The 21469-nt window shown below is 50.1% G+C and carries 22 protein-coding genes and 2 riboswitches; of the genes, 13 read left to right on the forward strand and 9 right to left on the reverse strand.

The genetic code is table 11. The annotated features are described in order from the left end of the window. Window positions 1–4 precede the first annotated feature (4 nt). Together NYE29_RS09485 and NYE29_RS09490 are read right to left on the reverse strand one after the other, a co-directional pair. Window positions 5–862: a carbon-nitrogen hydrolase family protein gene (locus NYE29_RS09485; protein ID WP_076114090.1), complete on the reverse strand. Its 858-nt coding sequence runs from the start codon at window positions 860–862 to the stop codon at window positions 5–7. A 209-nt stretch (window positions 863–1071) separates the two neighbouring features. Beyond that, the gene (locus NYE29_RS09490; RefSeq protein ID WP_340895629.1) at window positions 1072–2250 is read right to left on the reverse strand and encodes a hypothetical protein; all 1179 of its coding nucleotides are present in this window, start codon (window positions 2248–2250) and stop codon (window positions 1072–1074) included. A gap of 271 nt (window positions 2251–2521) precedes the next feature. On the opposite strand from NYE29_RS09490, the gene NYE29_RS09495 reads away from it, so the two are divergent. From NYE29_RS09495 to NYE29_RS09505, 3 genes are all read left to right on the forward strand, one after another. Further along, window positions 2522–4591 carry a transglycosylase domain-containing protein gene (locus NYE29_RS09495; RefSeq protein ID WP_340895631.1) on the forward strand — a complete coding sequence of 690 codons (2070 nt, stop codon included), beginning with the start codon at window positions 2522–2524 and terminating at the stop codon, window positions 4589–4591. Window positions 4592–4694: 103 nt separating this feature from the next. Then, window positions 4695–5375 (forward strand): DNA-3-methyladenine glycosylase, encoded by a 681-nt coding sequence (locus NYE29_RS09500; RefSeq protein WP_083675927.1) that lies wholly within the window; start codon window positions 4695–4697, stop codon window positions 5373–5375. Between the two features lie 217 nt (window positions 5376–5592). Beyond that, window positions 5593–6063, forward strand: coding sequence for an AbrB/MazE/SpoVT family DNA-binding domain-containing protein (locus NYE29_RS09505; RefSeq protein WP_038584528.1), 471 nt, complete (start codon window positions 5593–5595; stop codon window positions 6061–6063). 115 nt (window positions 6064–6178) lie between these two features. On the opposite strand, the gene NYE29_RS09510 is transcribed toward NYE29_RS09505, so the two are convergent. Then, on the reverse strand, window positions 6179–6685 hold the full coding sequence (locus NYE29_RS09510; RefSeq protein ID WP_340895636.1) for a YwhD family protein: 507 nt from the start codon (window positions 6683–6685) through the stop codon (window positions 6179–6181). A 104-nt stretch (window positions 6686–6789) separates the two neighbouring features. Between NYE29_RS09510 and NYE29_RS09515 the strand changes: the two genes are divergently transcribed. The 6 genes from NYE29_RS09515 (at window position 6790) to NYE29_RS09540 (ending at window position 12759) form a co-directional block, all read left to right on the forward strand. Beyond that, complete coding sequence (locus NYE29_RS09515; RefSeq protein ID WP_340895638.1) at window positions 6790–8817, forward strand: M1 family metallopeptidase; 2028 nt, start codon at window positions 6790–6792, stop codon at window positions 8815–8817. A gap of 11 nt (window positions 8818–8828) precedes the next feature. Continuing rightward, the gene (locus NYE29_RS09520) at window positions 8829–9659 is read left to right on the forward strand and encodes a hypothetical protein (protein ID WP_340895640.1); all 831 of its coding nucleotides are present in this window, start codon (window positions 8829–8831) and stop codon (window positions 9657–9659) included. Window positions 9660–9879: 220 nt separating this feature from the next. Beyond that, window positions 9880–10018: riboswitch (cyclic di-AMP (ydaO/yuaA leader) on the forward strand. Window positions 10019–10075: 57 nt separating this feature from the next. After that, the gene (locus NYE29_RS09525) at window positions 10076–10504 is read left to right on the forward strand and encodes a C40 family peptidase (protein WP_052092407.1); all 429 of its coding nucleotides are present in this window, start codon (window positions 10076–10078) and stop codon (window positions 10502–10504) included. A 385-nt stretch (window positions 10505–10889) separates the two neighbouring features. Then, window positions 10890–11032, forward strand: a riboswitch (cyclic di-AMP (ydaO/yuaA leader). Window positions 11033–11037: 5 nt separating this feature from the next. Continuing rightward, window positions 11038–11529: a C40 family peptidase gene (locus NYE29_RS09530; RefSeq protein WP_076114083.1), complete on the forward strand. Its 492-nt coding sequence runs from the start codon at window positions 11038–11040 to the stop codon at window positions 11527–11529. 260 nt (window positions 11530–11789) lie between these two features. Further along, the gene (locus tag NYE29_RS09535) at window positions 11790–12296 is read left to right on the forward strand and encodes a GNAT family N-acetyltransferase (RefSeq protein WP_076114082.1); all 507 of its coding nucleotides are present in this window, start codon (window positions 11790–11792) and stop codon (window positions 12294–12296) included. A gap of 106 nt (window positions 12297–12402) precedes the next feature. Continuing rightward, window positions 12403–12759 carry a c-type cytochrome gene (locus NYE29_RS09540; RefSeq protein ID WP_076114096.1) on the forward strand — a complete coding sequence of 119 codons (357 nt, stop codon included), beginning with the start codon at window positions 12403–12405 and terminating at the stop codon, window positions 12757–12759. Window positions 12760–12862: 103 nt separating this feature from the next. Here NYE29_RS09540 and NYE29_RS09545 read toward each other — a convergent pair whose 3' ends face one another. Both NYE29_RS09545 and NYE29_RS09550 read right to left on the reverse strand, forming a co-directional pair. Next, window positions 12863–13150, reverse strand: coding sequence for a 4a-hydroxytetrahydrobiopterin dehydratase (locus tag NYE29_RS09545; protein WP_038584508.1), 288 nt, complete (start codon window positions 13148–13150; stop codon window positions 12863–12865). 235 nt (window positions 13151–13385) lie between these two features. Continuing rightward, entirely contained in the window at window positions 13386–13679 is a 294-nt protein-coding gene (locus NYE29_RS09550; protein ID WP_038584505.1) for a hypothetical protein, read from the reverse strand. Window positions 13680–13883: 204 nt separating this feature from the next. Here NYE29_RS09550 and motA point away from each other — a divergent pair, with 204 nt between their 5' ends. Both motA and motB read left to right on the forward strand, forming a co-directional pair. Further along, entirely contained in the window at window positions 13884–14684 is an 801-nt protein-coding gene (gene motA / locus NYE29_RS09555; protein WP_076114081.1) for a flagellar motor stator protein MotA, read from the forward strand. Continuing rightward, the gene (gene motB, locus NYE29_RS09560; RefSeq protein ID WP_076114080.1) at window positions 14668–15483 is read left to right on the forward strand and encodes a flagellar motor protein MotB; all 816 of its coding nucleotides are present in this window, start codon (window positions 14668–14670) and stop codon (window positions 15481–15483) included. The genes motA and motB overlap by 17 nt, the downstream gene beginning before the upstream one ends. Before the next feature lie 87 nt (window positions 15484–15570). On the opposite strand, the gene rluF is transcribed toward motB, so the two are convergent. Further along, window positions 15571–16272 (reverse strand): 23S rRNA pseudouridine(2604) synthase RluF, encoded by a 702-nt coding sequence (gene rluF / locus NYE29_RS09565; RefSeq protein WP_076114079.1) that lies wholly within the window; start codon window positions 16270–16272, stop codon window positions 15571–15573. Next, a complete protein-coding gene (locus tag NYE29_RS09570) occupies window positions 16262–18589 on the reverse strand; it encodes an ATP-binding protein (protein ID WP_076114078.1) in 2328 nt (775 codons plus the stop codon). The genes rluF and NYE29_RS09570 overlap by 11 nt, the downstream gene beginning before the upstream one ends. A 320-nt stretch (window positions 18590–18909) precedes the next feature. Between NYE29_RS09570 and tadA the strand changes: the two genes are divergently transcribed. Further along, window positions 18910–19413, forward strand: coding sequence for a tRNA adenosine(34) deaminase TadA (tadA, locus tag NYE29_RS09575; protein WP_256718266.1), 504 nt, complete (start codon window positions 18910–18912; stop codon window positions 19411–19413). A 29-nt stretch (window positions 19414–19442) separates the two neighbouring features. Beyond that, a complete protein-coding gene (locus NYE29_RS09580) occupies window positions 19443–20012 on the forward strand; it encodes a GNAT family N-acetyltransferase (RefSeq protein WP_076114077.1) in 570 nt (189 codons plus the stop codon). 106 nt (window positions 20013–20118) lie between these two features. Here the strand turns inward: NYE29_RS09580 and NYE29_RS09585 are convergent, their stop codons facing one another. Next, on the reverse strand, window positions 20119–21210 hold the full coding sequence (locus tag NYE29_RS09585; RefSeq protein ID WP_076114076.1) for a hypothetical protein: 1092 nt from the start codon (window positions 21208–21210) through the stop codon (window positions 20119–20121). 104 nt (window positions 21211–21314) lie between these two features. Further along, the gene (locus NYE29_RS09590; RefSeq protein WP_038584486.1) at window positions 21315–21464 is read right to left on the reverse strand and encodes a small acid-soluble spore protein P; all 150 of its coding nucleotides are present in this window, start codon (window positions 21462–21464) and stop codon (window positions 21315–21317) included. Window positions 21465–21469: the final 5 nt, after the last annotated feature.

The raw sequence follows: 21469 nt of genomic DNA on the forward strand, positions 1-21469 counted from the left end.
CTCCTTACTTCCAATCTGTGTAGAGATCTGTCCTGCGGTCCCGCCACGTCGTTACAGAACCTTTCTCGCGCACACTGTACAGCAGCTCCAGATCCAGATCGGCGGTAATGATCATATCGTCATTAATTTCACCTTCGGCAAGCAGACCTTGCGGCGGAAAAGGAATATCATTCGGCGTAATGACCGCTGCCTGGCCGAAATTGGCGCGCATCAGGTCGACAGTGGGCAAGGAGCCTACGGTCCCCGTCAGCACCACATAGATCTGATTCTCAATCGCGCGGGCGTGGCTCGTATATCTTACCCGGTGGAATCCATGGCGGTCATCCGTACAGGATGGACAGAAAATCACGTCTGCACCTTTGGCTCTGGCCATGCGCACAATTTCCGGAAATTCAATGTCATAGCAGGTCAGCATAGCGATGGTGCCTTTGTCGGTCTGGAATACCTCCAGCCCTTCTCCCGCCCCCATATTCCAGCCTTCGACTTCCGCAGGTGTAATGTGCAGCTTGGCCTGCTCGGCAATTCTTCCGTCCGGATAAAAGAGATGCGCCACATTGTACAGCTTGCCATTTCTGCGCAGTACGTGGGTTCCGCCAATAATATGTACACCGTACTTCCGGGCATAACCAGAGAACATTTCCCGGTAGCGGCCGGTAAACTGCGGCAGGTCGTTAATTCCCAGGGCCTTACCCTGTTCATCACCTATGGACATTAGCTGCGTCGTCAAAAATTCGGGAAACAGGATGAAGTCGGCGCTATACTCCTCCGCTGTCTTTAGGTAGTGCTCGCATTGAGCGGAAAACTCCTCAAATGAAGAGATCGTATGCAGATGGTATTGCACAGCAGATACGCGAAAAGCCATATTGGAAGTCCTCCTAATGGTTATTCAAGATTGTTTGGATAAGCAACCCTTTCACACGCCGGGCGCCTTCCTTAGAAAGTACATAAAATTTTACCATACCGGCGAAAAAAACACACTTTCCCGGGGTAGTAACTAGATGTCCGCAATGCAAAAAGCGGCCCCAGAGGAGCCGCCATCCGTGCAGGACCATGCGGTCCCCTGCCGGATAATTATTCTGTTCCTTTAAAAGTCAATTTCAGCTTCCAGGTGGTACCGCCGTCTTCCGTAGCGTACAGGGAGGAACTATTGACGCCTTTCATGGCCATCCAGCCCGCTTTGCTGCCGCTAAAGGATATCATTCCGTCAACTCCAGGAATGGCCGGCTGATTTGACCACTGCTTGCCGCTGTTATAGGTCCTGCCAACGGCTACCTTCTCTCCCGCCGGAGAGAAGCCGAACAGAAAAGCGGTGCTGTTGCCGATCAGCTGCATGTTGCCCGGTTTGCCGGAAGCAGGTCCAGTCTTGAGCGGCTCGGCGCCGCTGCCCGGCGCAGGTCCGCCCCCAGCCGAATCCTCGGCAATTACTCTGCGCCAGCTGTTGCCCTTATTACCGCTGGCATACAGTGAATAAGAGGTCTGCGACATACCGCTCCCCCCGTATAGCAAGGCGTATACTTGATCACCCTTCGCATAGATTCGTCCTGATTCAGGATAGTCAAAAGCGGACTTCAGGCTAAGCTTCCAAGTGGAGCCGCCATCCGTAGTCTTCATGATCCGGTAGCCGGAACCCGGTGCAGTTACAACTGCCCAACCGTTACTGCGGCTGCTGAACTCTGCACCGCTCGTGTTGGCCGGTGTTGAGATCTTGCTCCAGCTAAGGCCGCCGTCCGCAGTGTAGTAGGTAGAAGTCCGGTTGTACCCAAAGCCGTGCATCCTGTCTGTAAAATCGATTCGCTCAAAAGTTACCGCCTTGTCCGAAAGTCTCTTCCAGGTAGAGCCTCCGTCAGAGGTTGTAATCAGATAGACCGCTGATCCATCTTGAACTGATGCCAGCGCCCAACCTTTGACGTTGTCCGGGAAATCCATTTGGCGGAAGTTCCATTGTCCCTTGTAGATCTCCTGAAAGTGACAGCCGCCATCCGACGTACCGATCATAAAGCCGTTTCCTGCCGCCCGGCCTGTATCTGCGCTCAGAAACTGGAGATCGTTAAAGCTGGGCGGTGCGCTTTGGGTGCTGCTCAGTTTCGCCTGCAGTTCCTGCAATAACCCTTGATCGCCGCTGCCGCAGGCAGGTGCCGGTGCTGCCGCTGCCTGCGCCGGTGAAGCGGATGCTCCCCAGCCGGAAACCGCCAAAAGGCCCGCCGAGAGGAGCGTTAAAGCCGTGTGGTGTATTTTATGGGTCCAATTCATGAGAACACCTCCTGTAAGATATATACCCATTTCAGTAAACACTACTCTGTTATACTCCCCCGCCGCTGCTCGATCCACCAGAGAAAATCACAAAAAGAAGACAATTTGGTCACCGTTCTTCAAACGGCCCCCTCTTGTCTCTTTTGAGGCAAAGTACAGGTCTTCTGAATATCTGATCCCATCCTTCCCCATAATGAAAATTAATGAGGAAAAAAGAATACAGCTGTCGCTTCCTATAATTTAGATATTTATAAAGAAGGAGCCTGATGCCATGCCGCGCGATTCTGATAAACCCAAGGCAAAGAAACACCGCTTCCGCGGGCTGTTCCGGCTGCTGGCCGTCATGACCGTACTGTTGCTGCTCGCTTCCGGGGCATTGATCGGCTATCTATATCAGAAAGACCTTCCTCCGATCGGAGATGATATCCGCTCCAAGCTGCTCGATTCCCGGGGCAATGTGCTGGCCACCTTCACCAACGATGGGCGCAGCCGGGACCCTGTAAAGCTGGAAGAGATTTCTCCGCTGCTCATACAGGCAACACTGGCCGTGGAGGACCGTAAGTTCTACGACCACTCCGGCTTTGATCTAAAAGGTATGGCCCGGGCTGTACTCGTCAATCTGGAGGCGGGCAAACGCACGCAGGGGGCCAGCACCTTGACCCAGCAGCTTGCGCGCAATCTTTACCTGACCCATGAGAAGACCTGGACCCGTAAGGCGAAGGAAGCTTTATATACGATGCAGCTTGAGATGAAGTTTAGTAAAGACGAAATCCTGAACATGTATTTAAATGAAATCTATTACGGACATGGAGCCTACGGCATTGAAGCGGCTGCACGAATGTATTTTGGCAAAGCTGCGGCGGATTTGGATCTGGCCGAGAGCGCCATGCTTGCCGGGATTCCCAAAGGCCCGACCTACTATTCGCCGTATACGCATATGGAGAATGCCAAGAAGCGGCAAGGCATCATTTTGTCCGCGATGGCCAATTTAGGCGATATTACCGATGCGGAAGCCCAGACGGCAGCCCGGGAAGGCTTGAAATTCAAACCTCAGGGTCAGAAGGACACCACTGTAGCCGCACCTTATTTTCGCGATTATGTGCGCAGTCTTGTCATCGACACCCTCCATATCAGCAGCGATGAGCTGGACCAGGGCGGGCTGAAAGTCTATACCACCCTTGATTCCGATATGCAGCAGGCGGCAGAGGATGCTGTCGATAAAGGAATGGACGGCAGCAGTGAGCTGGAGACCGCCCTTGTCTCCATCGACCCCCGCACCGGTTATATCAAAGCGATGGTCGGAGGCACAAATTACCGCACCAACCCGTTCAACCATGCCTTGGCCACAACGCGCCAGCCGGGATCTTCCTTTAAGCCAATTATGTATTTGACCGCACTCTCGTCCAAGACGATGACCGGACTGTCTGTCTTTAACAGCCAGCCGACGCTGTTCCATTACGACAATAACCGCAAAACCTATCAGCCCCGTAACTTTGGCGACAAATATCTTGGAGAGATCAATATGCGTCAGGCAATTGCTGCCTCTGACAACATTTATGCCGTGAATACCATTATGAAGGTAGGGGCGGATAAAGTCGCCGAAATGGCCGCTAATATGGGTATCGATAGCCCGCTGCAAAGCGTGCCCTCACTAGCGCTCGGCACCTCGCCGGTCAGTCCGCTGGAGATGGCCTCAGCCTTCGCGGTGATTGGCGGCGGAGGGGTTAAGCTGCCTGTGACGGCTATCCTCAAGATTACCGACTCCAAAGGCAATCTGCTCTATGAGGCTCCGCAGGGCCAGGGGCAAAAGGTTGTCGAGCCGGCAGCTGCCTATGTGCTGACCCGTCTGATGGAAGGTGTATTTGAGAGCGGCGGAACGGGAAATCGTGTTGCCTCCGTTATCAAACGTCCCGTGGCCGGCAAGACCGGCACCACTGATACCGACGGCTGGATGGTCGGCTTCACCCCCGAGCTGTCTACCGCAGTCTGGGTGGGCTATGATAAAGGACGTGAAATCGCCACGTCTGACGGAAGGCGGGCTGCGCCAATTTTTGCGGAGTTCACGGAAAAAGCGCTGGCAAACGTCCCGCCAAAAACTTTTCCGATTCCCGACGGCGTAGTCAGCGTGTACATTAACCCGCAATCCGGCAAGCTGGCCACAGCCGCCTGCCCCGAGAAGGAGCTGGAAACCTTCATCAGCGGTACAGAACCTACAGAATATTGTGACCAGCATGGTGCAGGCGAAGACACCGCTCCATCCGGCGGATCAAAGGACAACGCAGTGCCTGCCAAGGATGAACATTCCTTGTGGAGCGACATTAAACGCTGGTGGATGAACTGATCCTTGTTGCAGCCATTGCCCCGTCTGCGCTACGATGGGACCAATGAACGGCAGAAGCACAGGCTTTAAGCCCTGCTTCGCCAGGGAGAGGTGCCAACAATCTATGAATGCGAATAACGCTGCCAGCGGCAGGGAAGCGTTCCCTTCTTCTCCACTTCTGTCCCCGGAGATCTATGCGCATACAGCGCTTAGGGCCGCGCCGCTTCTTCTTGGCCAGCATCTGGTGCGGCGCACGGAAGACGGGGACATACGCTGCCGCATCGTGGAAACGGAAAGCTACGGAGGCGCCGAAGACAAAGGCAGCCATGCTTATGGCGGGCGCCGCACCGCCAGAACCGAAGTGATGTTCAGCTCCGGAGGCACCGCCTATGTATATCTCATATATGGTATGTACCACTGCCTCAATGTGGTTACCGCCGCGCAAGATGATCCGCATGCGGTATTGATCCGCGCGGTGGAGCCGCTCACTCCCGCCGATGCGGAGCGGATGGTATCTTACCGGGGCATAACCGTCAAGAAGCCAGCCGACCTGTCGGGCGGGCCGGGCAAGCTCTGCCGGGCGCTGCGGATCGACAAAATCCTGAATGAAATCCGCCTGGACGTACCGGGCGGGCCGCTCTGGCTGGAGCAGGGCGCAAGCCCCGAAACTCTTGATATTGTACAGGCTCCCCGCATCAATATTCCCTATGCTGAAGAATATGCGGAGCTGCCCTGGCGTTTCTATCTCAGGAACAATCCTTACGTTTCGGTAAATGATAAGCAGGCCAGCTCTTTCAGAGTTTAAAGATCTCCCTGCCTGTTTCGGTAACCCGGAATTGGGTAAAAAATAATGAACCCTAATCAGCCTCTGCTAGCGGACCTCCGCAGGCAGAGGCTTTTCATCTCTTTATTCGCCAAATTCCTATAAATGTATGCGCTTCCCCCGTTCTCTTAACTTACAATTACTGTTATAATCATAGATATCCACACAAAAATATAAAGATGCAAATGAGGGACATGAGATGAAAGATACAGGCATGATCCGGAGTTTAGACAGTCTTGGTAGAATTGTGGTTCCCGTAGAAATCCGCATGACACGTAATATTGACATTGGAGATCCTATCGAGTTTTTCATTCTGAATGAAGAGATTATTGTGCTCAGAAAGTACACCTCTACAGAATGCACTTTTTGCAGAAGTCTTGATCATGTAACTTACTTTAAAGATCAGTTTATTTGCAACAGCTGCCTCAAAGAGCTGGGGGATCCCGGGCTTGTTTCCGATGCGGCAGAGCAACCGGTAAGTCCTGTTGAAGACAACACTGCATTACTGCGTGGCGGCCGGAGAACAAAGACAGAGGAAATGAGCCAGCGTCTCGAGAAGGCCATCGCGGACCATCCGTATGCCAACCAGAAGGAGCTTGCCGAGGTTCTTGGCATCAGCCAGGCCAGAGTCAGCCAGCTAAAGCGCAAGATCAATGCAGCAGGCAGATAAATGAACACAAACATCTTGATTCATCCCTCATGAGCATTCAAAAGGCTTGGCCTTTCCCGTTTCGGGAGGGCCAAGCCTTTTAGCTTGAAACAAAGTATGTTGCGGGGGACATCTCCTATTCCGACAGTGCCGCTTTCAGCTCTTCCGGAGAGGCATTCCACCAAGCTTCATTATGAGAAATCAGCAGTGATTTAAGCGCCGCTCTCTCCACTGTACCGAGCCCCTCCAGAATAATCTTCCGCTTCAGAGCAGCATCCAGCTTGTTCACATGATCGGCAAGAATTTTCCAGCCGCGCCGTGCTTCTGTATCAATCCACATCTCGCAAGCGGTAATTCCCCCGTAGAACTGGCCCTCCGCCGTACGGTCTACAGCTACCCAGACAACCCAGACCTGTCTGCCTGCCGGCACATCCTCGCGGTTCATGGAGAACTTAATCCCCTTCTCTACCTTACTCTTGGCATGCATGGCACCGATATCGATAACTGCTTCACCGCCGTCAATAATAACGGGCGATACATTGTTCAAATCAATGGAGCCTGCGCCGAAGCCTTTATGTTTGCTCTTGGCATTCACAATATTTAAGGCAATCTGTTTCTTGCCCTCCGGTTGTATGTTATCCACAAGTGCACATCCTTTCCTTTCACTAATAATTTAATTTTAGCTAATAATGCGGCGAATGCAAACATATACATCCCGTAGATGCTTGTCACGGGAGGAATCACAGTATGAAGCCACTGTCATTAAGGTACATTATCGTCTTTGCGGCCCTGTCCGCCCTCACTCTGCTGGGAGGGGGAATAGGGGTCCTTTCAGGGTATGGTGCAGAGCACAGCTCTGCCGTTCTAACTGCTGCTGTTCAAAAAGAGGCCAAGTCCCCCGCTGCCCTGCCTAAGCCCAAAGCTGTGCAGCCCGTTCTTCCCGAGAGCACTCCCCTTCCGGTCTCGAAGGCGTTAAGCCAGCGGGTAGTGGAGTATCATATCGACGTGCAGCTGCTGCCGGACACCACCTCTCTAAGAGCCTCAGAGACGGTGACCTGGACTCACCCCGGCCTAAAACCGGTACAAGAACTCTACTTTCATCTTTATCCAAACGCATTTGCTTCTGAAGATACTACGTTTATGAAAGAATCTGGAGGCGAACTCCGGGGTGATGCCATGCCAGCGAACGGATTTGGCAGCATGACCCTGACCGATCTCCGGACTACGGAGGGAGTCTCGCTTATGCAGCGGCTGCAATACGTGCAGCCTGATGATGGCAATGTCAATGACAAGACACTCGTAAAGGTGCATCTCCCGCAGCCGGTTAACGGAGGGGAAAGCGTAACGCTTAAGGTCCAGTTTGAAGTTAAGCTGCCCAAAATATTCGCCCGCATGGGTTCCGCCGGCAATTTCGTGATGGCCGGGCAATGGTTTCCCAAACTGAGCGTCTATGAACCTGCCGGTACCCGGGGTGTACAAGAGGAAGGCTGGAATCTGCACCAATATCACGGAACATCCGAATTTTACAGCGATTTCGGTATCTACAATGTAACCATCTCCGTCCCCCCTAATTATATCGTTGGCGCAAGCGGGTTCCCGGTCAAGAGCGCCAAGCTGAAGCAGGATCAGAAGGTGTACCAATTTTATGCGGATGATGTGCATGACTTCGCCTGGGCCGCTTCCCCGGACTTTGTGGTAGCCGAGGAGGCTTTCTCTACAGACCATGTACCGGGCGTGAGAATCAAGCTTTATCTGGACCCGCTGCATAAACATCTGCAGGAGCGTTATTTCCAGGCAGCGAAGGCCGCCCTGACCAACTTCAGCAAATGGTACGGACCTTATCCTTACTCTACATTATCCATCGTCGTACCTCCCAAAGAGGGCAATGGCGCCGGCGGGATGGAATATCCCACGCTGGTTACTGCTTTTGGCGCAGCCGAGGCTTCTCCGGGGACCTCTCTGGAGCGCACGGTCATTCATGAGATCGGCCATCAATATTTCTACGGGATGTTAGCCAGCAATGAATTCGAGGAGGCCTGGCTGGACGAAAGCTTCACTTCCTACGCCGAAGACAGGCTGATGGAGCAGGAGTATGGGGTATCATCCAATCATGTCCTGCAGGCCAGCCTGGTGACATCCTCCCAGCCGCTTGACCTGGAAACTTGGAAATACACTCCTGCTGATTCCTATGCCCGAAATGTGTACATCCGCGGCAAGCTGGTGCTGAAGGATATCGAACAGCAGGTCGGAACCAAGACGATGGATACCATAATGGCGGCCTATACCCGTAAGTTCCGCTTCCGGCATCCTTCTACCGCTGACTTCCAGAAAATCGTGGAGAAGGTGACCAAAAAATCCTGGCAAGCCTACTTCGACCAATATGTATACAGCGGCGGTTCTCCGGATTTTTCGATTGATCATATTAAAATCTCTGACCCTAAAAAAGAGGGCGGCGATGACAATGCCCGTTACGAAAGCTCAGTAGCGGTCAGCAATAAAGGAAATCAGTATGGTGACGTCCCTATAAAGTTCACCTTCCTGGATGGCTATACTGTCCAGCAGTTTTGGAATGGGACAGAGAAGGAAACCACCTTTCAGCTAGCCTACAAAGCGCCTCTTTTGTCCGCAGAGATTGATCCGGAGCACTCCATTCTGCTGGAGAGTAAGCATCTCAACAATTTTAGACTGGCGGAGCTGGAGCGAAAGACGCTCTCCCGCTGGACGCTTAGTGCAACGAAGCTGCTTGAAACCCTGCTCGGAACTCTTGTCTGGTGAGGTGAAGGATTGTGAAAAGATCGATAACCCGCGGCTGGGACAGCATGAAAGAGCAATTTTATATTCTGATTCTGCTTTTTATCTATCGGCTGCTTTGGGGCTATTTCCTGTACAGATTCGTCAGGTCAGCCCTCATCCCGGTGCTGCTCCGTTACCCCGATACACACGCCGGCGGCAGCGGAATAGGCAGATTGCTGTATTATATCGAAGGACAGACTGCACTGGGCACAGACCCCGGGGTGCTGCGCTGGCTCTGGCTGCTGCTGGCCCTCTCAGCGCTACGGCTGCTATGCTCCCCCTTTATCCGTGCAGGGCTGCTGCATGAGCTGCACCAGGAGCGCAAAGGGGAGCGGGGAATGTTCTTTTTTCCCGGAATGAAGCTTTACGGGCTCCCCGTACTGTTGTTCAGTCTAGCGGAATGGCTTCTGGCTGCAGCGCCGCTGTATTGGCTTCTCCCCAAAATGTACGGGCTTCTCCTCAGCGGTATTCTCGATTATACCCTGCTGCTGCGACTGGTTCCTTATGTTCTGGCCTGGCTCCTGTACTCCTACCTGATCCGCATTCTGCTGCTGTACATGCAGTTTGGCTACACCGGAGGAACAGGCATGTTCTCTTCCTTGCTGGTTGGCCTGAGGGTAATCCTCCCTTCCACCTGTATATCTGCACTGTTCGGCGCTGGCGGAATGCTTCTGCTGCTGCTCTCCGGAGTGACCGCACTCTTCTGTCCAGGCCTGCCCGCACTGCTGTTCCGGCAATTTTCACCGCTTCCCTCAACGCTGTTCAAAATGTGGAGCATAGCGGGGCAGTATCACCTTTGGTGCAGCAAAACATTTCCACAATAATTACGCCAGTCCCTTGGCATAATAGAAGAGTCACTGCCCCAGATAAAGGGCGGGACTCTTCTTTTGGTTACAACGTGATTTAGGGTATTTGCAAAACTGTAAATCCTCTGGTACAATGATGCCTGTACCAGTAGTAACAACTTTGTAATCTTTTGAAACTAATTTGAAGTAAATGAATGTGCCTTTAAGCATTTAACCTTGTCGATACGTCACTGTTTCGGTGCATAAAACGCCAAATTCCCGGCACCGGGAAGTGGGGGAACCATATTTTGGGTGAATTGATCTCGCTTTAGAGGGGTCATAGGGGAACCTTCTACCGAATCCTTAAGCTAACCTCGCAGGCCTTGGAAGGAGTACATCTTTTGAAAAGTCATAATTTTAAGAAGAAATGCACCGCAGCAGCATTAGGGCTGGTGATGGTGTTCACGCTTGGAGCAGGGAGCGCTTTCGCCGACTCCAGAATGGATACTGTTATTACAAAAACACTGGGAACGACGTATAAAACCGGAGGCATAAGCACTGCCGGCTTTGATTGTTCTGGATTCACCAAATATGTATTTAAGAATGTTGGCCTTACCTTGCCCCGCACTTCCAAAGCACAATTCAGCGTTGGAACCGCCGTATCACGGAATAACCTCCGTTCCGGCGACCTGGTATTCTTCAATACCCTTGGCAATGGAGTCTCCCATGTCGGCATTTATGTCGGCAACGGAAAATTCGCCCAATCCTCTTCATCCCGTGGTGTAACTATCAGTTCAATGAGTCAATCCTACTGGGCCAACCGCTACGTTGGAGCCAAACGAGTAATGAGCACAACAGCTTACAAAGCTATCGCTTACGATTGACATCCCTCAGGAATTTCATCCTCCAATAAATAATTGTAACTTATAGAGATCCGGAAACTGATTATTGCCGTAATCATTTCCGGGTTTTTCCTTTTTGTCTTCCTTATTCTACCTTTTACACGTATTTGAGGCCTGTGAAACACCTTTTTACTAAAAATCCCAACAAATCTAAGATAAAGCTTACTCAGCGCGTAAAGATAAGACCTTAAAAGCAAAAATAACTCTTAAAAAGTGCAAATATTATGCATTAATATGTTTTAAGTGATTGCCAAGTGGCGAAGTCTTTGTTACAATTATCGCAGTGAGTTTTTAGTAACATTTTTGTAATTATTCAATCGGGTTTTACAAAGGTTTTGTCATGTATTGGTTAACAAGCTAATCCTAATCAACAGTCGTGCCGAGTTCCCTAACCATTAGGGAAACGGGGGAACCGATTTTGGGTGAATTGACCTCCTATTCACAGAGGGGTCATAGGGGACCTTCAACCGAACCCTTAAGCTAACCTCGTAGGCATTTGGAAGGGGTATTCACTTTTGAAGAAGAAGCTAGCAGCAGCAGTACTAAGCTTTTCCATTATGCTTACCATCGGAGCAGGAAGCGCTTTCGCGGATTCCAAAATGGATAAAGTCATCGACAAGGCCATCGGAAGTAAATACGTATCCGGCGGTGTATCGACCAACGGCTTTGATTGCTCCGGATTTACAATGTACGTTTTTGATAAGATCGGTATCAATCTGCCACACCAATCCGGTTCCCAATACCAAATGGGTACTGCCATTTCCCGGGACGATCTGAGAGCGGGAGATCTTGTATTTTATAATACAAGCGGTAAAGGTGTATCCCATGTCGGCGTTTATGTCGGTGAGGGCAAATTCGCACATGCTTCATCCTCCCGTGGTGTAACCATCAGCACGATGAGTGACAGCTACTACGTCAACCGCTACGTTGGCGCCAAACGGATCATGAGTACAGATGCTTACCAATCCGTTACTTCTGATTCCCAAGACAATGATGACGTACAATAAGTTGTCGTAAAACGGGCACTCTTCCATGATTTTTGCCGAAATCTGGAGGGGGCCTGTTTTTTTTGTCTATAAAATAACTTACCCCTCTCAATATCCGCAAAACATAAATCTCCTCAAATTTTCTCCATTTTATAAAATATTTTTACCACTTTGTCAAGTTTCCGCCTTTCAGAAAATTTCTGAGTCGAATCAGGCCAGTTATGGATATAATTAGGTATAGCTAGTGCTGTTGCTCCCCATGAAAGGAGGCCGGTGGCCTTATGATTAGCTCCCCCGTTACATTCCATGTGGTTCCCATGGAGATCAGCCATGCCGAAGACATCGCCGCATGGAATTACAAAGCGCCTTATAATATTTATGAATGGATGCCTTGGTCCCAAATGGAGGCGCTTGGCATTGAATTTGGCGATCCAGAGCTACGCAGAGACCAGTATGTTTCCGTGGTCAACGAGCAAGGCATCCTTTGCGGCTTTGCACAGTTGTTTCCGCTGGAGGGTGTCGTCAGGCTGGGTATTGGAATGCGCCCCGAACTTTGCGGACACGGTCTTGGCCACATTTTCATGGAAGCCATCGTTCAGGCCGCGCTGAAGCGTTATCCCGAGCGGGAGATTGATTTGGAAGTATTGACCTGGAACCAGCGGGCGATCCGAACATACCAAAAATGCGGCTTCACGATCACGGATACTTATGAACGCCTTACTCCAACCGGAAATAAGCCATTTTATTGCATGGTCTATGATAAACAACATAACGTTCCATTAAATTGAAAATTTTAGTGTTGAAATCGTCCACTTTTTTGACACAAATGCTATGATAACGCTTCACCATCCTATATAATGTAGGAAGCAGCTTACATGGAGGGGACGGATGAAGATGCAGAAATGGATCATGGGCGGTTTGTTTTTCGCAGCCTGTGCCTTTGCGGTAGTGCTCTTGTTCACATTGCCCGGCAAAGCAGAGGTCGCCGAAGAAAATAACCCGACGATGCCGCAAGTCACACTGGATACCGCAAGCGCCGAAGCGATTGTACAGGCAAGCTGCATTACCTGCCACGGTGATCAGCTACAGGGCGGTCTAGGCCCTAGTCTGCAGCAGGAAGGCGCCCAGCATAACGCAGAAGAAATCTACACCATTGTTACGAAAGGACGCGGCCAAATGCCGTCTTTCAAGGATAAGCTTGCTCCCGAAGAGATTGCGAATGTCGCCATGTGGCTTGCAGAGAAGAAATAAACCTGACCTTAAAAATACAGAATGCCCGTACAAAGGATATTCAGAGTATCCTTGCACGGGCATTTTTATATCCATTCCTATGATAGGTCGGTTTCTCCTGCGCCTAACGCGTTTTATCGAAAGCTTCGTTAAATTCATGCGCCTGGCGGAACTCTAGCGCGGCAAGCCCGCTCTCTTCTTTTGCGGACAAGCGCAGAATCACCGTTTTGTAATCAATTGTAATATGCGGATGATGATCGAAGGCTTCCGAGATCGCGGCCACCTCATCCACAAAGGCGATACCCTTCATATATTCATTAAACATATATTTGCGCACCATCATATTCGGCTCCAGCTTCCAGCCCTCCAGCTTACTTACCTGCTCACGCAGCTCTTCCTCCGTAAAATGCAATTTGTTTCCTCCCTTACTAAGTTAGCCGTAAAGTCCGTACAGCCCAGCTCCTCATATCCTTTAAACAAAACATCCCTCAGCTTCGGTAAAGTCCAAGGGATGCGCCAGGATGAAGGCTTTTTTTCGGTTTAATGTATTCTAAGATCCCGGCAAATAGTACTCGGCATCTTCAATTTTACCACGGGCCGCAGACAGGGGGCAAACCGGCCTCCCGTTACTCTGCTGTTCTGCTGCTCTAAACGAGTACAACCGAGGCCAAATCCTCTTCACCCAGCAAAATATTGATACGGTGCGTCTCCTTGTCATAGATAACCACACCACTGCCTACCTGAATAACAGGCTCGTTGCCCAGCGCGTAGAACAGATCCTCTGCGAGCGCTTCCCATACCTCCAGCTTGGACTCCTGCGGCAGTTCCTGCCATTCATCCGGCTCCATCTCAAAAAACACATACCCATCAGAAATACGTCCGACTGCTTCCGTCAAATCACTAAGAATCTCGCTGTAATCTCTGCCATGTTTCACACCCACGTGTATCACTCCGTTTTCTTCACAGATGAATAATAACTTACCTTATCATTATAGCCGAAAAAATGACTTCACAAAAAACGGAATGCTGACGATAAATAAGAATATACGTGATTTGGTTACGTGCAGGGTGTCCCGCCGCTGTTCAAGGATGAAATATGCGGTCTGAACGGATCACTTCTTAATTCTCATGGACGAGGTGCATAAATGGAAATTTCAACATTACTAGGCTTAGTATTTGGTCTCATCGCAGTTGTCTGGGGAATGATGCTCAAACATGCCCCGCTTACCAGCTTGGAAAATCCGGCAGCTTATGTCATTATCTTTCTTGGTACGACTGCCTCAATCTTTGTGGCCTTTCCCATGTCGGAGGTCAAGAATGTACCCAAGCTGTTCAAGATCCTCTTTATTAAGAAAAAGATGGTCAGCAAAGCTGAACTGATTACAATGTTCATGGAATGGGCTTCCATTACCCGGCGCGAAGGTCTGTTGGCGCTGGAGTCCAAGGTCGATGAGATCGAAGATAACTTCCTCCGTAACGGTATGCGGATGATTATCGACGGCAACGACCAGGAATTTGTCCGCGATGTGTTAATGGAAGATATTCATGCTACAGAAGATCGGCATAAAGCCGGAGCCCTGATCTTCTCACAAGCGGGGATGTACGCTCCTACCCTAGGGGTATTGGGTGCCGTTATCGGGCTGATTGCCGCTCTGGCGGATATGAGTGATATGGACGTTCTGGCCCACGCAATTGCCGGAGCCTTTATTGCTACATTGCTCGGTATTTTCACCGGTTATGTAATGTGGCATCCTATGTCCAACAAGCTCAAAAGAATTTCCAAGCGTGAAATTGAAATCCGGCTAATGATGGTAGAAGGTCTGCTCTCTATTCAATCCGGAGTATCGACAATCGCTATCAATCAGAAGCTTTCCGTCTTCCTAACACCTTCTGAACGCGTTAAGCTAATCGAAAAGGGAGGCGGCTCAAGTGAGCAAAAAGACTAGACATGAAGAACACGAAGAGCATGCCGATGAGTCCTGGCTATTACCCTATTCCGACCTGATGACGCTTCTGGTGGCGCTGTTCCTCGTTATGTATGCCATGAGTGCTACAGACGCCAAGAAATTTGAAGACATGGCTGACGCCTTCAGCTCTGCGCTCAGCGGTGGTGGCGGTGTTCTGGAATATCGTTCCGATGCCCCGACAAATACCCAGCTTGATCAGGGTAAGCAAGATAAAATGAACAGTGTTATTGATAAGAATACCGGCGAATCCGACATGGCCAAGCTGCGGGCGAAAGAGCAAGAGGATCTGGAGAAACTAAAAAAGCAGTTTGATCAATATATTGAAAAGAACGGGCTGACCGATTTGCTCAGCACAAAGCTGAATCAATCGCAATTGATGATTACCATCAGCGACAACGCCCTGTTTGCTTCAGGACAGGCTGACGTAAAGGATGATTCCCGCCAGCTTGCCAAATCAATCTCGAACATGCTGCAGCAATTTCCTGATTATGACGTCCTTGTACAGGGGCATACGGATAATATTCCAATTTCCAATAGCAGCTACTCATCTAACTGGGACCTCAGCGTAGACCGTGCACTGCATTTCATGAAAATCCTGCTGCTGAATCCGAATCTGAATCCCGTTAAATTCAGTCCTATCGGATACGGGGAATACCATCCAATCGCTCCCAATGACACATCTGCCGGACGGGCCAAGAACCGCCGCGTGGAAGTTTCTATTCTGCGCAAATATCAAGAAGTCACTGAACCAAAGGGCGTCACCCTCCCTAACCAATAATAGGCAGATAAAAGAGCTGTTCCAAAGATCCCGCGGGAGATCTTCTGGAACAGCTCTTTGCTTTCTTCGGCAGCACTTTTTTAATGGCTACTGCAGCTCATAGTTTAGCATTTCCCCGAGCTCTTGCTTCTCCTGAGGCGACAGCTCGCGCCACTCTCCGGTTTGCAGCGTCCCAAGGCGGATATTCATGACCCGGATGCGCTGCAGCTTTCTGACCTCATAACCAAAGGCGCTGCACATACGGCGTATTTGCCGGTTCTTGCCTTCAGTCAGGATAATGCGGAATACCCGCTCTGTCATTCTTGTCACTTCACAGGGCAGCGTTCTGCCGCCCAGGATCTTCACTCCACTCGACATCCCGGTAATGAAGGAAGGCGTGACAGGCCGGTCTACAGTGACTACGTACTCCTTCTCATGCTTGCCTTCGGCCCGCAATATCTTGTTCACGATGTCTCCATCATTGGTAAGCAGAATTAACCCCTCTGAGTCCTTGTCCAATCGGCCGATCGGAAAGATGCGCTCCTGATGCCCGACAAAGTCAACAATATTCCCTTGAATGTGGCTTTCCGTGGTCGATGTGATGCCTACCGGCTTATTAAGCGCAATATAGACGATTTGGCTTCCCGTTTCCAGCGACTTGCCATCAATCCGTACTTCATCGCCCGGAACAGCCTGGCTGCCGAGTACGGCCGGCTCACCGTTAATGGTAACCCTACCGCTTTCCACCAGTTTGTCTGCTTCACGGCGTGAACAATAGCCTGTCTCACTGATGAATTTATTAATTCTCATGATTGTCTTCACTCCGTTCTCTATTCATGCCCTGCTCTGCAGCAGGTTCACCTGGTGCGGGCAGTTTAATAATAACTTCCGTCCCGCAACCGTATTCACTACGGATTTCCAAACTGCCTTTGTGAGCCTGGATAATCCGCTGGCTGACCATCAGCCCAAGTCCTGTACCCGACTCTTTATTAGTATAGAACGGCTCACCCAGCTTGGGCAGCATATAATCGGGAATGCCGCCTCCCTCGTCAGAGATCACAATAACAACGGAGTCTTCATCCATATACTGCTCCAGCGTGATGCTTCCACCGTCCGGCATCGCTTCAATGGCATTCTTGACGATATTAATAAACACCTGCTTAAGCTGGTTCTCCTCGCAATGCACCGTTGCCGGCAGCTCTGCGAACCGTGACTCAAACTCTATGCCAAAGAGATGCGCCTGGCTGCTCAGAAGGGAAATTACATCATTTAGAATGTGCCGGACATCCTTTTGCTGAAAGTGAACTGCCTGCGGCTTGGCCAAAATCAGAAATTCACTCACAATAAGATTAATTCGCTCCAGTTCGGAGAGCATTAAGTCAATGTGCAGCGGGACCAGCACCTGCTTTTCTTGTTGAAGCTGCAGGAATCCCCTAAGTGTTGTCAGCGGATTGCGGATTTCATGGGCAACCCCGGCGGCAAGCTGTCCCACCGTAGTCAGCTTCTCTGAGCGCCTCAGCAGCTCTTCGATCCGGTTGCGCTCTGTCATGTCACGGGATACGTGGACAAAGGCCTGTGGCCGTCCCTCTTCGTCGCGAATGATCGAGGTGCTGACACTGACTTCGACCATCGAGCCGTCTCGCTTCAGCCGTACAGTCTCTACCGGAAGCAGAACAGCGCCATTCTTCAGCTCCCTCAGCCTTTCTTCTTCCTGTTTCTGCACCGTAGCCGGCACCAGATAAGGCGGCTTAACCAGGGCATCTGCGGCACTCCAGCCGTACAGATCCTCAAATGCTCTGTTCGTACTGATGATCCGTCCATCCATATCTACAGTATGAATCGCATCAGAGGTACCGTTGATCACCGATTCCAAATGTTCTTTAACCGCCCGGTTCTCTTCCAGCGTCTGCCCTAGCCGGTTCGTATGCTGGGAAAGGTGGGAGGTCATCGCATTAATCCTGTGGGCCAGCTGTCCCAGCTCATCGCGGCTGTCCACCTTTAACGGCGGCTCAAATTTGCCTTTTGCCACATCATTGACCTTGGCCAGAATATCCTGGATCGGACGGGTTACCACACCGGCAAGCACATAGCTGCACACGAAAAAAATGATAAGCAGCAACAATGAAGTAGTGATATTATTGAACAATTGGTCTTTGATGACCGAAGAAATGACCGAATAGTCCATGACTACAGAGACGACATAATCATCAGCACCCGGTTGGTTGATCGGGATGAAGCTTTTGAGCACTCTTTTGCCAAGAGCCTCCGTATCCAGCGTGACCGGCTGCCCTTTGCCGAGGGCTGCCATCATCGCCGACTTATCCTCTTCCACATTGCCATAGATATAGGTGCCGAATTTAATAGGACGGCTGCGCAGCTTCTCATTCACGCGGTCTTCACCATTAGGCATCATGCTTGCAGAGGCAAAGGTTTTGGGATTGATTCCTGTGACCTCCAGAAGTCCCGGATTGACCTCTTTGGACTGCTGAACGATCTCGTCGGGATTCATAATTTTGACGTAATCACTCACTGCTGTACTGCGGATGTAAGGATCTATGATGTAGTTAGTCGAGGCATCGTGATAATATCCCCACTTTTCAATGAACTTAGGATTGGAAGTCGAATATTCAAAAGGTCCGGACCAGAAATTCTCAAGGCTCTGCCCCTGCTGAACGGATACTTTCTGACCGGCAAACAGCTCGAGAAATGCGACGTACCAATACCCCATTCCTTTGGTAGGCAGTCCAATCTCACCAGGATCAGACGATTTGGCAACCACTATATCATCATTAGTCTTGACCAGAAGTGAAATATTAGACACACCGAGCTTATCCGCCAGGTACACCAGCTGTTCATTCTTCACATTCTTGATATCCGGGTCAAGCTCTTCAGAGGCTAAAATGGCAGCCATCCGCAGGTTCTGGGCCAGCTGATACTGCACATAGTTCGAGCTATAGCTGCTCTGTTCGACTGAAACGGCAATCTGCATGGCGGTCATCTTCATATTGTTTTCACTTTCATTACGCAGATTATCCCGGGCCGCGTAAAGATTCAGTGTAAGATTGAGCGCCAGGATCAGCAGTACCGAACCAAAAATAATAGCCGATAATTTTGTTTTTATGGACAAGCTGCTTTTTCACCTCTTATCCGCTGGTAAATCCTAGCGGAGTGTTCATGAATATCATACCTTTTGCCTATCCATTTGAAAAGACATTTCAGAGACGGGGCATATTTTGCGAAGCATTGAATTTTATAGGGAGTTTCTCTACAATGGATAAGAAAAACATAAGGTTAATCCACAGGCTATACACATATAAACAATTTATTAAATTCTGATGTGTACAATATTGTGTATAAGTCGGCGGTTATCCACAGAGTTATACACAATTTGTTCAGAACGAATATTTGTTCGTTGCACAAGGTACAGAATACGAAGGGAAGATGCACTTGAATATATTACTTAATGAACTGCCGCCCGAAGAGCGGGAGGCTCATGAATATTGGATGCGGGAGGCGATTGCGGAAGCCCGCAAAGCAGAGGCACTCGGCGAGGTACCCATCGGAGCAGTAATTGTCCGCCATGGCGAAATCATCGGGCGGGGCTACAATCTGCGTGAGACCACAATGGACTCTACGGCTCATGCTGAAATGGTGGCCATTCGTGAGGCCAGTATAGCTTTGAACTCCTGGAGGCTGCTTGATTGCCGGCTCTACGTTACCCTTGAGCCCTGCCCGATGTGTGCGGGGGCCATGGTTCAATCTAGAGTCCCTCTCACGGTATATGGCACAACAGACCCTAAAGCCGGCTGTGCAGGCACCCTCATGAATCTCCTGGAGGAACCGCGGTTCAATCACCGGACCGAAGTCATTCAAGGTATCTTGCAGGAGGAGTGTGCAGATCTGCTGACTTCCTTTTTCCGCCGCTTGCGCCAGAAGCCGTCCAAGCTATAGTTATTGCAGAAATGACCAAGGAGGATCATATGTCTCTTAAACTGTACAATACGTCTCAAGGTATCTATCTCTCCCTGCTGCAGCTCCAGGATGCAGATGAGCTGCTTCAGCTGCGCCTGCGCAACAAGGTACAGCATCAGCCGTTTGAACCACTGCGCGAGGATGATTATTTTACCCTTGAAAGCCAGAAGCAGCTCGTTAGCCAGCGTTTGGAGGATGCCCGTCAGGATAGAGCCTATATGTTTGGCATCTTCCTGCTGGACGGACAATTAATTGGGCAGGTTACCATTTCCAATGTGGTACGTGGCGTCGGACAATATGCCGATATCGGGTATTTTATTGACCATGAGGTACAAGGAAAAGGGTATACCAGCGCCGCTGTAGGCCTAATCCTGGAGTATGCCTTCCATGCTCTTGGGCTGCATCGGGTACAGGCTTGTATCCTGCTGCATAACGAAGGCTCCCGCCGTGTATTGGAGAAGAACGGGTTTCAGGCAGAAGGAATTGCCCGGCGTTTCATTAAAATCAACGGTCAGTGGCAGGACCACCGCACCTACGCTATTCTGGCCGATGATACTATCCGTTTCAGCGAGAAATAGAAGGATAATTTATAGCGTGAAGCATATAAATTCTTATTTTTGGACAAAAAAATCCCGCATGAGCGCGAACAATACGCACGCATGCGGGATTTCTATGTTGCTTAGATTAATAAGTGCCCATTCCACCGAACTGCTGTTGCAGCTCTTCCATTGTAACTACATCATCGCCCTGCGGGATGCCAATCGTGAAGGTTTGCTTCTCATTAACTTTGCTGTATTGGTTGCTTCCGGTTAATGACAGGCTGACGTTCGTTCCTTGCTCAGGATCTTTGACGATGATATCCATCAGCAGGTTCTGGTATACAGGGAAGCTATCTTTGTCGATCGCGGTATCGAGTTTGAATTGGTTGATCGTAAGATACTTGTTCAAATCAGCCAATCCTTTGTCGACCTCAGCACGGGTCTCGCTGGACTGCAGCTCTTCTTTGGCTTTGGCTAAATCAGCCTCGTCAATTTGCAGCATAGTCTTGTATTCTTCCTTACCCACAATATCAATAATCTTCGGCAGTGCATTATTCACGAGGATTGTAAGTGCTTCTTTGACATTGTCATTGGTCACCTGGAACTGAACCACTTGTTTAGCCTTGACGTCCTCCGGCAATGCTGCATCTTTAGGTTTGATTTCGGTAAAATATTTCTCTTCATCATACTCGGCCAACAGTGTGCTTACCACTTCATTGGAGAGCTTTTGCATTTTTTGCGTGTCCACTGAAGCCGGGCTCCATTCGGTGCCGCCCTGCTCTGCCAGTTCCTTCAGGTCAAGCTCTACGTACTTCCCTACAATTGTCTCCGGAAGCGGCAAGAACGGAATCGACGGTACTTTGACGTACATCTTCTCTGCGGTCATTACCATAGGGATGTTAAAGGACATCGCCATATCACCCTTCAGGTTCAGCACCATAGTCATTTCTGTCTGCATCGGATCCGCCTGGTATACCCCATTCACGGAAATATCAGCGTTCTTCAGCATACTGAGCACCATACCTGTCGTAGCATCCGTTGTACCTTCACCGGCTTCCACAGTCAGGTTGTTAATGACTAGCTTGCTCTTCATTTCATATGAAGTCAATGCAGTCGCTTTAGCGGCGGCCGATTTCAGGGCCTCTTTTGGTGCCTCTTGTTTGTTCGCGCATCCCGGCAAAATAATTGCAGCTGCAAGCAGCAATGCGGAAGCGGATAACCCCCATTTTTTGTTCATTGTTGTTCTCCTCTCCCATGTAAAAAAATTGTTTCCCCTTCCTAATGATAAACCATTTGGCAAAAAGGGGAAACAGTTCATTTCTCCTTTCTTTTCCGAAAGTGTTATCCCTGCGGATTATGATGATCTACATGGTTAGCCTGTTTGACCTTTTTGGAGCCGGAAAGCGGCTTGGGCGCTGAAGAATGGTGTTCTCCTCTAGGCTCATGATTGGTGTCTACCCCGGGAACCGGCATACTTTTAGGCTTGCTCATTTCTT

Origin of the sequence: Paenibacillus sp. FSL M7-1046 (assembly GCF_038007405.1) — a bacterium.
GTDB lineage: Bacteria > Bacillota > Bacilli > Paenibacillales > Paenibacillaceae > Paenibacillus_AQ.

Bases quoted from the DNA above. Each gene is read 5' to 3' on its own strand.
- rluF (WP_076114079.1), bottom strand. From the start codon at position 16,272: ATGAGAATTAATAAATTCATCAGTGAGACAGGCTATTGTTCACGCCGT.
- NYE29_RS09590 (WP_038584486.1), bottom strand. From the start codon at position 21,464: ATGAGCAAGCCTAAAAGTATGCCGGTTCCCGGGGTAGACACCAATCAT.
- NYE29_RS09580 (WP_076114077.1), top strand. From the start codon at position 19,443: ATGTCTCTTAAACTGTACAATACGTCTCAAGGTATCTATCTCTCCCTG.
- NYE29_RS09495 (WP_340895631.1), top strand. From the start codon at position 2,522: ATGCCGCGCGATTCTGATAAACCCAAGGCAAAGAAACACCGCTTCCGC.
- NYE29_RS09515 (WP_340895638.1), top strand. From the start codon at position 6,790: ATGAAGCCACTGTCATTAAGGTACATTATCGTCTTTGCGGCCCTGTCC.
- NYE29_RS09500 (WP_083675927.1), top strand. From the start codon at position 4,695: ATGAATGCGAATAACGCTGCCAGCGGCAGGGAAGCGTTCCCTTCTTCT.
- NYE29_RS09525 (WP_052092407.1), top strand. From the start codon at position 10,076: ATGGTGTTCACGCTTGGAGCAGGGAGCGCTTTCGCCGACTCCAGAATG.
- NYE29_RS09540 (WP_076114096.1), top strand. From the start codon at position 12,403: ATGCAGAAATGGATCATGGGCGGTTTGTTTTTCGCAGCCTGTGCCTTT.
- NYE29_RS09490 (WP_340895629.1), bottom strand. From the start codon at position 2,250: ATGAATTGGACCCATAAAATACACCACACGGCTTTAACGCTCCTCTCG.
- NYE29_RS09585 (WP_076114076.1), bottom strand. From the start codon at position 21,210: ATGAACAAAAAATGGGGGTTATCCGCTTCCGCATTGCTGCTTGCAGCT.
- motA (WP_076114081.1), top strand. From the start codon at position 13,884: ATGGAAATTTCAACATTACTAGGCTTAGTATTTGGTCTCATCGCAGTT.
- NYE29_RS09535 (WP_076114082.1), top strand. From the start codon at position 11,790: ATGATTAGCTCCCCCGTTACATTCCATGTGGTTCCCATGGAGATCAGC.
- NYE29_RS09505 (WP_038584528.1), top strand. From the start codon at position 5,593: ATGAAAGATACAGGCATGATCCGGAGTTTAGACAGTCTTGGTAGAATT.
- NYE29_RS09485 (WP_076114090.1), bottom strand. From the start codon at position 862: ATGGCTTTTCGCGTATCTGCTGTGCAATACCATCTGCATACGATCTCT.